Source organism: Methylicorpusculum oleiharenae, from assembly GCF_009828925.2.
Taxonomy (GTDB): domain Bacteria; phylum Pseudomonadota; class Gammaproteobacteria; order Methylococcales; family Methylomonadaceae; genus Methylicorpusculum; species Methylicorpusculum oleiharenae.
In genome coordinates this window covers 3757416-3770823 of sequence record NZ_WUTY02000001.1, presented here as the reverse complement: position 1 = coordinate 3770823, position 13408 = coordinate 3757416, and the positions used below count along the sequence as shown (strand labels likewise).

Here is a 13408-nt window from a genome sequence, read left to right as displayed (position 1 = left end):
GTCTACGACTATAGGGTAAGACAATGACAAATTACGTTCTCAAAAATACTTATACCTGCCCCATGCACCCCGAGATTCGCCAAGCACAGCCGGGAAACTGCCCCAAGTGCGGCATGGCTTTAGAGATAGCGATAGCTTCCGCTCCCGGTGGGCGCACGGAATATGTCTGCCCGATGCATCCGGAAGTGGTCCGCCAGACCCCCGGATTCTGCCCCAAGTGCGGCATGCCCCTGGAACCTCGCGATGTCTCGGGGGAAGAAGAGGAAAACCAGGAGCTTAGCGATATGCGCCTAAGGTTCTGGGTTAGTTTTGTGTTGTCCCTGCCGGTGTTTTTGGTCGCGATGCTGCATGATCTGATGCCGGCATTCGTCTCCGACTACTTATCCCTACGCCAACTCCAATGGCTGGAATTCGCTTTGGCCACGCCGGCCGTGTTGTGGGGAGGCTGGCCTTTTTTTCAACGCGGCTGGATTTCTGTGATTAATCGCCGCCTGAATATGTTCACCTTGATTGCGTTAGGCGTTGGCGTGGCCTGGATTTACAGCGTACTGGCCATTTTTCTTCCGCCGATTTTTCCGCCGTCGCTGCGCGATGAACATGGCGTGGTGGCGGTGTACTTCGAAGCCGCGGCCGTGATCACGACGCTGGTTTTGCTTGGCCAAGTGCTGGAATTGCGGGCAAGAAGCCGTACCAGCGCGGCGATTAAACTGTTGTTGGGTCTGGCTCCCAAAACCGCACGGCTTCATCATGCCGACGGCAGCGAAACGGATATTCCCTTGGAACAGGTGAAACCCGGCGATATCTTGCGGGTGCGTCCCGGCGAAAAAGTGCCAGTGGACGGTGTCGTACTCGAAGGGGCGAGTTCGGTCGATGAATCGATGGTAACTGGTGAGCCGATTCCGGTTGAAAAAGTGGCGGATCTGCCGCTGATCGGTGCGACGATTAACGGCACTGGGAGTTTGTTGATGCGTGCCGAGCGGGTCGGCAGCGAAACCTTGCTTGCCCAAATCGTGCACATGGTCAGTGAAGCGCAACGTAGCCGGGCGCCGATCCAAAAACTGGCCGATACAGTTTCTGGCTACTTTGTGCCCGCGGTGGTACTGACGGCCCTGATCACGCTCGTGGTTTGGTGGGCCTGGGGACCCGAGCCCAAATTGGCTCACGCGGTCGTGAATGCGGTAGCGGTATTGATCATTGCGTGTCCCTGCGCCCTGGGATTGGCCACCCCGATGTCGATCATGGTCGGTACCGGCCGCGGTGCAATGGCGGGCGTCCTGATTAAAAATGCCGAAGCGCTGGAGGTGATGGAAAAAGTGGATACTTTAGTAGTGGATAAAACCGGCACCCTCACCGAAGGAAAACCTCGACTGGTCACGGTCGAGGCGGTCAATGACTTCACGAAGGACGAGGTCTTGGCTTATGCGGCCAGTCTGGAACGAGCCAGTGAACATCCGCTTGCCGCGGCGATCGGCCAAGGCGCAGAAGAGCAGGGGGTAAAAGCATTGCCTGTCACTGAGTTTCAATCTCTGACCGGAAGAGGAGTGAAAGGGCTGATCAATGGCCGACGCGTGGCGTTGGGTAATGCGCAGTTGATGACGGAAGAGGGCATTACGACAGGCTTATTGGCAAACTCGATAGAGGCGCTGCGTCAGCAAGGGCAAACGGTAATGATTATCGGGATAGACGGCCAAGCGGCCGGCCTGCTCAGCGTAGCCGATCCGATTAAGCCCACCACCTTCAAGGCTTTAACTGATTTGCATAAAGAAGGCATTCAGGTGGTGATGTTGACCGGCGACAATCGCACGACGGCCGAGTTTGTGGCCAAAAGTCTGGGGATCGATCAAGTGCAGGCAGAAGTGTTGCCGGAGCAAAAAACCGAAGTGATCAAAAAACTACAGAGCGAAGGCCGTATCGTCGCGATGGCGGGCGACGGCATCAACGATGCACCGGCGTTGGCGGCGGCCCATATCGGGATCGCGATGGGTACGGGCACGGACGTCGCGATGGAAAGTGCCGGTATTACGCTCGTGAAAGGTGATCTGATGGGGCTGGTCAAAGCCCGCCATTTAAGTCGAGCGACTTTACGTAATATCCGCCAAAATCTGTTCTTCGCGTTTATCTATAATGCCCTTGGCGTGCCTATTGCCGCCGGCGTGCTCTATCCGTTTTTCGGTATTCTCTTGTCGCCGATGATTGCGGCGGCAGCAATGAGTCTGAGTTCGGTTTCGGTCATCAGCAATGCGTTGCGGCTAAGGCGTATCACACTATAAATGAGAGATTGACAGGGCAAAGGGGGGAGAAGAGTGCATATTCATATTCCATCACAAACCAGCCGCTCCTTCCGATTGAAAACCGCCAACAGTTCCGATTCAAACCCAGGCCATTGATTCCGATACAATTACGCCAGTAGTGAATGTCGGTTTTTAGGTAAGACGAATTGGCGCTTTCGACCGAGGCTGTGTCAAAACGCAAAAATCCAAAAGCCTGTGGTTTGGTAATGCCTAATTTCGGACAAAATATTAGCCTTAGTGGAGCCAATCATTGATCTGTTGCTCCTCTCAGGCTGATCGGTGGAGTATTTTACATGTCAGGCAAGTTTAGTGATGAGTTTTGACACGGTCAGGGCCCTATGGCGACATTCGCTTTATATTTCTATACGGCTGCACATCTATAGATTGCAGACATTCATAGTTTGGAAAAGCCTCCGTTCAAATGCTCATGCCCATCTGGTCGGGGCGCAAATACCTCCATATATGCCAGAAAGCTTGTGTTTTTGACTTTATATGGTATAACGACCAATTATGGATACTTTACGACGTTCCAAAACTTGGCTTTCTTTTGTGCTAATCCTTACGGTACTTGGTCATTTCGGCCTTAGTCATGGGGAGTCGGCCTTTGTGCTGTGTTTTGGTGCTGACGGTCATGTCGCCGTAGAGCGCATCAGTCAAGATCATGGCGCCAATGCAGATAAAGCTACCCAGCACAAGGACGGGGCTAACGCCTATATCACGGACGGCGATTCACCCTGCACGTCGCCTTGCACCGATATCCCCATAGCCGGCGATGACCATGGCGCCCATGTTCCCTTATCAGTTTTATCTAAAATATCGCTCGATCTTGGGCTGTTGCCCCTATTTTTCCTTGTTTTTTTCCTCATACCCTACGCCAGGGTAATTCCACAGCGACATTTTTTTTCCGATCCTCTTTTCACGGATTCCCGGCTGCTTAGCCTACGCAGTACCGTTCTTCTGATTTAGCCCGCTCTTCATAGCCGTAACCCGCCGGCCGATGGCGCAGGTTTGCGCCTGCTTGTCCGCTCGGCGTTCGTTCCAATCCACGCTACGGAGAGACTATCCATGTGCTCGAATTATGCGCTGCCGTTCGGCATCGCCCTCAGTATCATCATTGCAGCCGGTCCAGCCGGCGCCGATCCGACAGACCAGAAAACGCCGCTCGTCCATCTGGAAAACCAGAATCAGGCGGAGCGCGATCCAAGCGCGTCCGACGAACCGGCCGGAACTTTGGTTTTGCCGCAGGCGCTGGCCCTGGCCTTGACCCAAAACCCAGAACTCGCCACCTTTTCCTGGGAGACCCGCGCACGGGAAGCGGCCGCTTTGCAGGCGAGCTTTTTCCCGAATCCGACTTTCGGCGCGAATGCGGCGAACTTCGGCAACCGCTCGATTCAAGGCTTCGACGGCGATGTGGTGACCTTGGAACTCAGCCAGTTGATCGAATTGGGCGGCAAGCGCGCGGCTCGAACGGAGGCCGCCGCCCTGACCAAAGAATTGGCCGATTGGGATTACGAATCCAAGCGCATTGATGTCCTAACCCAGGTCTCCCAGGCCTTCATTGAGGTGCTGGCGGCGCAACAACGTCTGTCGCTGACGCAGCAAATTCAGGAACTGGCGAATCAGATGCTGGTGATGACGTCCGCGCGGGTCCAGGCCGGCAAGGTCTCGCCCGTCGAAGAGACCAAGGCCAAAACGGCCCGCGCTTCGGTGCAGATTGAACTGATGCGCGCCCAAAGAGAATTGGAAGCGGCCCGAAAGCGTCTCGCCGCGAGTTGGGGCAGCGCCGCTCCCCGCTTCGAGGCGGTCGCCGGCGATCTGAACGCCATTCGTCCCCCGCCATCTTTAGAGTCGCTGCTGCAGCGGCTCGCCAACAATCCGGATTTGGCCCGCTGGGCTACGGAAATCACGCAGCGGCAGGCGCTGATTACGGTGGAAAAATCCAAGGCCATTCCCGATGTGACGGCAACGCTAGGGGCGAGCAAGTACCTGATGCCTAATGATTATGCGCTCGTCGTCGGTTTTTCGATACCGCTGCCGGCATTCAACCGCAACCAGGGCGGCATCCTCGAAGCCGAGCATCGGCTGACCAAAGCGGAGGAAGACCACCGCAGCGCAGAGGTGAGGATTGCGACCGCATTGAACACCGCCTATCAGCGCTTAAGCGCCGCACATGCCGAGGTCTCGGCGCTGCGGCAGGAAGTTTTGCCCGGCGCGCAAAGCGCCTACGCTGCCGCCCGCGAAGGCTATCGTTTAGGCAAGTTCGGCTTTCTGGACGTGCTCGATGCGCAGCGCACCCTGTTCGGAGCCAAAACCCAGTACCTGCTGGCGCAGGCGGATTATCACAAGGCGGTGGCCGAGGTAGAGCGATTGATCGGCGGCGGTCTGGACGACGGTGCCTTGGCCAGTCTTAAACAGGAGGCATCGCAATGAAAACGAAACAGAGTTTGATTATTTCCGGATTGATCGCGGTCGGCATCGTGCTTGCCGTATTGATCCTGCGCCTAGAGCCGCCTACCCATACAGAGGAAGAAAGCGAGTCGCATGAAGCAAAAACTGATGATAACGGAGGTCCGCACGGCGGCAAGCTTTTCGTCAAAGGCGACTTCGAACTGGAAATCCTGCTCGCGGAAGACGAAGGCGAACCGCGCTTCCGCATTTATCTGTTTAATCAGGATAAGCCTCTGTCGCCGAATGCCGCCCAGGTGTCGGCGATAGTGACGCGGCCGGATGGCGAGAAGCAGAACATCGACTTTGTGTCGGAAAAGGATTTTTTGCAGAGCGCCCAGCCAATCGAGGAGCCGCACGTATTCGAGGCAACCGTGATTGCGCAGCATGATAGCCAGTCGCTGCAATTTTCCTGGGTTAAAGAAGAGGGGAAAATCAATCTGACCGATCAGCAGGTCAAGGAAGCAGGTGTAAAGACCCAGACAGCAGGTGGCGCGCGCATCAAAAACGTAGTGACCCTGCCGGGTGAAATTCGCTTCAATGAAGATAAAACGTCTCACGTCGTCCCTCGTCTAGCCGGTGTGGTCGAGGTTATATCCGCCAACCTCGGAGACCCGGTTAAGAAAGGTCAAGTGCTGGTAGTGATTGCAAGTACCGGACTGGCGGAACAACGTAGCGAGTTGCTCTCCGCACAAAAACGTCTGGAACTGGCTCGTGCCACCTTTGCGCGGGAAAAGCACTTGTGGGGGGCAAAGATCTCGGCGGAGCAGGACTACCTGCAAGCCCGACAAGTAATGAACGAGGCGGAAATCGACGTACATAATGCTCAACAGAAGTTGATGGCGCTTGGCGCAAGTCCAAATGTATCGGTCAACTCCGGTTCGCTCAACCGCTACGAGATTCGTGCGCCGTTCGACGGCATGATAGTCGAAAAGCATATTGCCCTGGGTGAAGCGGTCAAAGAAGATGCGAGCATCTTCACCATTTCCGATTTGTCGTCGGTGTGGGCCGAGATCATCGTATCGGCGAAGGATCTCAACGTGATCCGGGTCGGCGGGAAGGTTATGATCAAGGCCACGGCACTCGACTCCACGGCATCCGGCACGGTGTCCTATGTGGGCGCACTGATGGGCGAACAAACGCGTACCGCAACGGCGCGCGTGACGCTGGCGAATCCGCAGATGGCATGGCGACCGGGGTTGTTTATCACTGTCGAGATCGTAGCCAGCGAAACCGAGGTGCCGGTCGCCGTATCGTCTGATGCTGTCCAGAATGTCAACAACGAGCCTACGATTTTTGTCCGCGTGCCGGGTGGATTTATTGCGCAACCGGTCATTACCGGGCTTTCAGATGGTAAGTTTGTGGAGATTGTGAAAGGACTCAAACCTGGCACTGAATATGCTCTCAATGGCAGCTTCGTGCTCAAATCCGAACAGGGTAAAGAAGGAGCCTCACATGAGCATTAATGCAATAGCCAGTTTAGGTCGTTTAGGCTTGCCACTGCCCCGGGAAGCGGGCGCATCATCATTATTCATACGCAATGGAGAGAATTATGTTGATACTGAAAACCACCGCTCTTTTCCTCGTTACCGCCCTTGCCGAAATCATCGGCTGTTTTCTGCCCTATTTGTGGCTCCGCAAGAGTGGCTCTCCATGGTTGCTGTTGCCGGCAGTGCTCAGCCTGTCGCTGTTCGTATGGCTGCTTACTTTACATCCGGCCGCCAGTGGCCGTATTTACGCTGCTTATGGCGGTGTTTATGTGGCTACCGCTCTGGTTTGGCTAAGAGTAGTAGATGGAGAAAGGTTATCTATATTGGATTGGACGGGTGCTGGAATCGCTTTGTTCGGAATGGCGATCATTGTGCTGGGCTGGCGCAGCGAAGTTTAGGCCATGATTTTATTGATTTCGTAAGGAAAACTACAGAGCAGGAGGCCCCCCATCATGTTTGAACGACTTATCCGCTTATCCATCGAGCACCGCTGGCTGGTTATTCTGGCCGTGCTCGCCATGGCGGGACTCGGCATTTTCAATTACAAAATTCTGCCGATCGACGCCGTCCCGGACATCACCAACGTCCAGGTGCAAATCAATACCACGGCGCCCGGCTATTCGCCGCTGGAGACCGAACAGCGCATTACCTATCCAATCGAAACTGTCATGTCGGGTTTGCCCCATCTGGAGCAAAGCCGGTCGCTGTCGCGCTACGGCCTGTCGCAGGTGACGGTGATCTTCCGGGACGGCACCGATATTTACTTTGCCCGGCAGTTGGTTAATCAGCGCATCCAGGAAGCCAAGGATAAACTGCCTGCCGGCATCACACCGGCGATGGGGCCTATCTCGACCGGCCTGGGGGAAATCTATCTGTGGACAGTCGAAGCCAAAGACGGCGCCAAAAAACCTGACGGTTCGCCTTACACGGCAACCGACCTGCGCGAGATTCAGGACTGGATCATCAAGCCGCAACTGCGCAACGTGCCGGGCGTGACCGAAATCAATTCCATCGGCGGCTTTGCCAAGCAATATCAGGTCGCGCCGGTTCCTGAAAAACTTGCTTCCTACGGCCTGACGTTGCAGGATATCGTGACGGCGCTGGATCGCAACAACAACAATGTCGGCGCCGGCTACATCGAAAAGCGCGGCGAACAGTATTTGCTCCGTGCGCCAGGCCAAGTGCACTCGATGGAGGATATCCGCAACATCATTCTCGGCAATGTGCAGGGCGTGCCGATCCGAATTCGCGATGTGGGCGAGGTCGAAATTGGCCGCGAACTGCGCACCGGCGCCGCCACCGAAAATGGCCGCGAGGTCGTGCTGGGCACGGTCTTCATGCTCATCGGCCAGAACAGCCGTAGCGTTTCGCAGGCGGTCGACAAAAAAATGGGGGAGATTAACCGTACACTGCCCGAAGGCGTGCGGGTAGTCACCGTCTACGACCGGACGGTACTGGTCGATAAGGCCATCAACACCGTCAAGAAGAACTTAGCCGAGGGCGCGATCCTGGTGATCGTGATTCTGTTCCTGTTCCTCGGCAACATCCGCGCGGCCATCATCACGGCGTTGGTGATTCCATTGTCGATGTTGTTCACCTTCACCGGCATGGTGACTTACCAGGTTAGCGCGAACCTGATGAGTTTAGGTGCACTCGACTTCGGTGTCATCATTGATGGTGCTGTGGTAATCGTGGAAAACTGCGTGCGGCGGCTCGCCCATGCCCAGGAACAACAGGGGCGTTCGTTGACCCGTAGCGAACGCTTTCAGGAAGTGTTTATAGCCTCGAAAGAAGCGCGGCGGGCACTGTTGTTCGGCCAGCTTATCATCATGGTCGTGTATTTGCCGATCTTCGCCCTGACCGGCGTGGAAGGAAAAATGTTTCATCCAATGGCTTTCACGGTCGTGATTGCCTTAGTGGGTGCCATGATTCTGTCAGTCACGTTTATTCCGGCGGCCGTAGCGCTGTTTATCGGCGACAAAGTAGCAGAGAAAGAAAATGTTCTGATGCAGACGGCTAAGCGTCTTTATGCGGTAGCGCTGGATCAGGTCATGATTAACAAACCTGTGGTGTTGACGTTCGCTGTCGTCACAGTAATCCTGTCAGGTCTCTTGGCGACGCGTATGGGCAGTGAATTTGTGCCTAGTTTGAACGAAGGAGACTTCGCTATTCAGGCGCTGCGGATCCCCGGTACCAGTTTGTCGCAATCGGTCGCCATGCAGCAACAAATTGAACATTCTCTGAAACAGCAATTCCCGGAAATCGACCGGGTGTTTGCGCGGACGGGTACCGCCGAGATCGCCTCAGACCCGATGCCGCCCAACATTTCGGATGGTTACATCATGCTCAAGCCGCGAGAGCAATGGCCCGATCCGGAGAAATCGAGGGACGAACTGCTCGCTGCTATACAGACAGCAGCAAACAAACTCCCCGGCAACATTTACGAATTCTCCCAGCCTATCCAACTGCGCTTCAATGAGCTGATTTCAGGCGTACGTAGCGATGTCGCGATTAAAGTATTCGGCGACGATATGGCTGTGCTGAACGACACGGCGACTAAAATCTCATCGTTAACGGAGAAGATTCCAGGCGCTTCTGAGGTTAAAGTGGAGCAAACGACAGGCTTGCCTATGCTAACTGTCAACATTAACCGAGACAAAACCTCTCGTTATGGTTTAAACGTAGGCGATGTGCAGGATGCAGTGGCCACCGCGATTGGCGGGACAGAAGCAGGAACTTTGTTTGAGGGGGATCGGCGTTTCGACATTATCGTTCGTTTGCCGGATAACCTGCGCAGTGACTTGGAAGCACTCAAGCGTCTCCCGATTCCATTGCCGCGAGCGCAAGGCGGCGACGGTCGAGCCACCTATATTCCGCTTGCCGAAATCGCAAGCCTTGAACTAGCCCCAGGGCCCAACCAAATCAGCCGGGAGGACGGCAAACGCCGGATCGTTGTAAGCGCCAACGTGCGTGGTCGTGACATCGGTTCATTTGTTGCCGAGGCCGGGCAGCGGCTTCAGCAGCAAGTCAAGATCCCGGCGGGATACTGGAGCATATGGGGCGGGCAGTTCGAGCAATTGCAATCGGCCACGCAACGCTTGCAGATCGTGGTGCCGGTGGCGTTACTGCTGGTCTTTACACTGCTGTTCATGATGTTTGGCAACGTCAAAGACGGTTTACTGGTCTTTAGCGGCATTCCTTTTGCGTTGACGGGCGGTTTGGTCGCGCTCTGGCTGCGCGATATTCCGATGTCGATCTCGGCAGCGGTCGGCTTTATCGCGCTCTCCGGTGTGGCGGTGCTCAATGGTCTGGTGATGATTACCTTCGTCCGTAGCCTGCGCGAACAAGGCATGTCGTTGGATAAGGCGATTGTTGAGGGCGCTCTCACGCGTCTCCGGCCGGTGCTGATGACGGCATTAGTGGCGTCATTCGGTTTCGTGCCGATGGCAATTGCTACGGGAACCGGGGCTGAAGTGCAGCGGCCACTGGCCACCGTGGTGATCGGCGGCATCTTGTCGTCAACGATGTTGACTTTGTTGGTGTTACCGATCCTATACTGGCTCGCGCATCGCAATGATAAACAACAAGCAGGTTCCGTGATACCGGGAAATATGCAGATTGGGTTTGATGAGGAGAGAAAGAGATGAAATCATGCAATCAATCAAAAAAATCCTGCGGTTGTGCAGAAGACAAACCGGATAGCAGTCAGCCAGTCGCATCAATACTTGCGAGTGGCATGACTTTCAAGATCGAAGGTCTGGACTGCGCCGAAGAAGTCGCCACTTTAAAAAGCGCGTTAGGCCCGATAGTGGGTGGCAGTAACAAGCTGGTTTTTGATATTTTAAATGGGCGAATGACGATTTTGCCCGATGCCGGACCTGTGGCTGAAAAAAACATCATTAAAGCGATTGCGGCAACTGGCATGAAGGCTACACGCTGGCAAGCAGGTCAGGCGCAAGCTGATGTAAAACAGCTTCACCGTTCGAAGACCGTTTATACCACGCTTAGCGGTTTGTTTATCGTTGCCGGCATGTTGATTCATATCGCTATGGCCGGTGGTTTTAGTGATGTACAAACGTTTCTCAGCCATCCTGAAAACTGGTCTCTAAACTGGGAGGTTATCACTGACTATCTCACTAGCTTATTGAACACACACACCCGGCAAGCCATGCCTTTGCCTGAAAAAATCGCCTTTGGCCTGGCGGTTATTTTCGGCGGCCGGCATGTGGTTGTTAAAGCTTTGTACGCGCTGAGACGATTGCGTGCCGATATGAATTTGTTGATGACGGTGGCCGTCATCGGCGCCATGTTCATTGACGAATGGTTTGAAGCGGCCACCGTGAGTTTTTTATTTTCCCTGTCTCTGGCGATTGAAAGCTGGAGTATCGGCCGTGCCCGTCATGCCGTCGAAGCATTGCTGGATTTAGCGCCTTCGACGGTGACGATCAAGGATGAAACCGGACAGGAACGCCGCATGTCCGCCGCAGAAGTCGGCATCGGCAGCCGTTTCATCGTAGCGCCTGGCGATAAATTCCCTTTGGATGGCGAGGTGATTAACGGCTTCAGTTCGGTCAATCAGGCGCCGATTACCGGTGAAAGCATTCCTGTTGCCAAGCAAGCCGGCGATGAAGTGTTTGCCGGCAGTATCAATGGTGAAGGAACACTGGAAATCCGGTCAAGCAAACTCGCCGCGAATACCACGCTGGCGCAGATCACGCGTATGGTTGGAGAAGCCCATAATAAGCGGGCGGAAGCCGAACAATGGGTGGATAAGTTTGCCCGCGTTTACACGCCGGTGGTGATGATCCTGGCGCTGGCCGTGTTTATCATTCCGCCGTTGTTTTTAGCGGGCATCTGGAACGAGTGGTTTTACCGCGCCTTGGTGTTGCTGGTGATTGCCTGCCCTTGTGCATTGGTCATTTCAACACCGGTCAGTATTGTCGCGGCATTGGCCAGCGCCGCCCGGCAAGGCATTCTGATCAAAGGCGGCATTTATATCGAAGCGCCGGCCCTTCTGAATGCGATTGCCTTTGATAAAACCGGTACGCTGACCTGCGGCGAGCCGATCGTCACCGGTGTTTACCCGTTTAATAGTCATAGCGAAGAAGAACTGTTAAGCCGTGCTGCGGCACTGGAAGCTCGCAGCAATCATCCGCTGGCTAAAGCCATTCTACAATACGCGGAAAACCGGGGCATCCGTGTTGCCGGCGCCGACAACGTGACGGTTCTGCCCGGCAAAGGCGTCACCGGACTCTTTAATGGCGCTGATTTCTGGTTGGGATCGCGCCGTTATCTATTGGAACGTAGCCGGGAAGTACCGGAAATCAGTGAAAAAGCGATCGCGCTTGAACAGAACGGCCAAACCGTTATCGCGATTGGCAATGACCGGCACATTTGCGGCCTGATTGCCGTCGCCGATCAGCCCCGCGCGCAAATCAAATCGATTTTGCAATCCCTGAGACAAAAGGGAATCAAACATTTGGTCATGTTGACCGGCGATAATCGAGTTACGGCTAACAACATCGCGGCACAGATCGGTATCGATGAAGTACATGCCGAATTGCTGCCGGCCGATAAAGTTGAGATTGTCAGTCAAATGGTCGAAAAATACGGCCAGGTTGCGATGGTCGGCGACGGCGTAAATGATGCACCGGCCCTGGGCCGGGCCAATCTGGGGATTGCGATGGGTGTATTGGGCTCGGATGCGGCGATCGAAATAGCGGATATCGCCTTAATGGGCGACGACCTTTCCAAGCTTCCTTGGCTGATCGGACATTCCAAAAGAACACTGGCGATTATTCGGCAAAATATTGTTTTCGCGCTCACGATCAAAGCTGTTTTTGCCCTGTTAGCTTTTGCAGGGCTTGCAACCTTATGGGAAGCCATTGCAGCGGACATGGGAGCTTCTCTGCTGGTCGTTGCCAATGGGTTGCGGCTGCTACACTCAAAATAGGATTTTCTTTGAGCTATCGCAACCAAAAAAGTATCCGGTTTTGGATGACCGGAGGGATGGCTATGCGGTTTTACCCATCCTTTCCGGCCATTACCGTGTTCCATGCAGCCTTTGTCGATAGCTGCCCCTGATTTCGGATGGGCACAAAGCCTGTGACCGCCCTCTCTAGATTTTTCCCTACAGTCAATGATTAGGCTAAGATGTCAGACAAAGCATTCCTTCATTTTGCTGTACGCCAAGCTATTTTTTGGGCTCATGCCCCATCATAGGCATGTCCCCAGCGCAGCATCCGTCATCTCTCATCATGTTGTGCATTTGCTGCATGTGCTGCATATGTTGATCCATCATCTGCCTGCGCTCTTGGGGTTTCTTTGTCTGGCGTATTTCGGCTAATTCCTTTTCCATTTGTTTCAGCTGTTCCTGCATTTCCTTTTCGGTCATTTTCTTCTGTTGTTCTTCAGCGGCAACCGTGAAGGGACTGTTCAATGTAATAAAAATCATCATGAATAATAGGGTGAATGTTTTCATGTTAACCTCCTTACGGGCTGATTAGAAAAGTGAGCGCTATAACTCGTGCCCACGTAGACCACAGTCGAAATATCCGGCTGCATTCTAATTCGTTAGAGAATTACAACTTTAGTAATAGTTCAATTAGTACAAATACCTAAATTTATTTATATTGATCCCCATCGGTAATACGAAAATCAATTTTGATTCTGAAAATACTCAATCAAAGCAGCCATACATTTAGATAAAAAAGGAATTAGCCATCAATCTGCTTGACAGATTGATGGCGTCCCTAAATTCACTATTTCGCTATGGCTTTTCCCCTGCCGCCAATTCACGATGCATTTTCGCCATTTCCAGGTTTTCCTCCGCGGCCTGACTGTAGATTCGAATCAGATTTTTGCAATGGACGTCGAATCCGATTGCCTGCTTACCCCACAACCACGGCTCGCGCTCGTAATGGCTCAGGATTTTCTTGTGCTCGTTGACCTTGGCCTGCATTTCTTTCGCCACTTCTTCATAGTGTTGTGCCAACTCCTCGTGATCGGCTTTGGATTTTGCGTTATGAACCGCTTGATCCATGTCCATCGAGTGCGGGTTATATTCAGCGCATGAAGTCAACAAACCAAGTGCTAAAAACAAGATAATCAGTAATGATGTTTTCATGGGTTTTCTCCAAAATATCTCAATAGGTTAAAGAAATTATTTTTCATATGATCAAT

At 53.8% G+C, this 13408-nt stretch carries 9 protein-coding genes; 7 read left to right on the top strand and 2 right to left on the bottom strand.

Annotated features, from left to right (window positions below; all coding sequences use genetic code 11):
• The first annotated feature begins 23 nt into the window (after positions 1-23).
• The 7 genes from GO003_RS17000 to GO003_RS16970 all read left to right on the top strand — a co-directional run bounded on the left by GO003_RS17000 (position 24) and on the right by GO003_RS16970 (position 12179).
• Entirely contained in the window at positions 24-2270 is a 2247-nt protein-coding gene (locus GO003_RS17000; protein ID WP_231089039.1) for a copper-transporting P-type ATPase, read from the top strand.
• Between the two features lie 570 nt (positions 2271-2840).
• Entirely contained in the window at positions 2841-3257 is a 417-nt protein-coding gene (locus tag GO003_RS16995) for a hypothetical protein (RefSeq protein ID WP_206444615.1), read from the top strand.
• 99 nt (positions 3258-3356) lie between these two features.
• On the top strand, positions 3357-4721 hold the full coding sequence (locus tag GO003_RS16990) for a TolC family protein (RefSeq protein ID WP_159654389.1): 1365 nt from the start codon (positions 3357-3359) through the stop codon (positions 4719-4721).
• Positions 4718-6202, top strand: coding sequence for an efflux RND transporter periplasmic adaptor subunit (locus GO003_RS16985; protein WP_159654387.1), 1485 nt, complete (start codon positions 4718-4720; stop codon positions 6200-6202). The genes GO003_RS16990 and GO003_RS16985 overlap by 4 nt, the downstream gene beginning before the upstream one ends.
• Before the next feature lie 86 nt (positions 6203-6288).
• A complete protein-coding gene (locus GO003_RS16980; protein WP_269144415.1) occupies positions 6289-6624 on the top strand; it encodes a YnfA family protein in 336 nt (111 codons plus the stop codon).
• A gap of 54 nt (positions 6625-6678) precedes the next feature.
• Positions 6679-9873: a CusA/CzcA family heavy metal efflux RND transporter gene (locus GO003_RS16975; RefSeq protein ID WP_159654385.1), complete on the top strand. Its 3195-nt coding sequence runs from the start codon at positions 6679-6681 to the stop codon at positions 9871-9873.
• Positions 9870-12179 carry a heavy metal translocating P-type ATPase gene (locus GO003_RS16970; protein WP_231089038.1) on the top strand — a complete coding sequence of 770 codons (2310 nt, stop codon included), beginning with the start codon at positions 9870-9872 and terminating at the stop codon, positions 12177-12179. The genes GO003_RS16975 and GO003_RS16970 overlap by 4 nt, the downstream gene beginning before the upstream one ends.
• Positions 12180-12419: 240 nt before the next feature.
• Here GO003_RS16970 and GO003_RS16965 read toward each other — a convergent pair whose 3' ends face one another.
• Both GO003_RS16965 and GO003_RS16960 read right to left on the bottom strand, forming a co-directional pair.
• Positions 12420-12707: a hypothetical protein gene (locus GO003_RS16965; protein WP_159654383.1), complete on the bottom strand. Its 288-nt coding sequence runs from the start codon at positions 12705-12707 to the stop codon at positions 12420-12422.
• Positions 12708-12995: 288 nt separating this feature from the next.
• Positions 12996-13352: a hypothetical protein gene (locus tag GO003_RS16960; RefSeq protein ID WP_159654381.1), complete on the bottom strand. Its 357-nt coding sequence runs from the start codon at positions 13350-13352 to the stop codon at positions 12996-12998.
• Positions 13353-13408 lie beyond the last annotated feature (56 nt).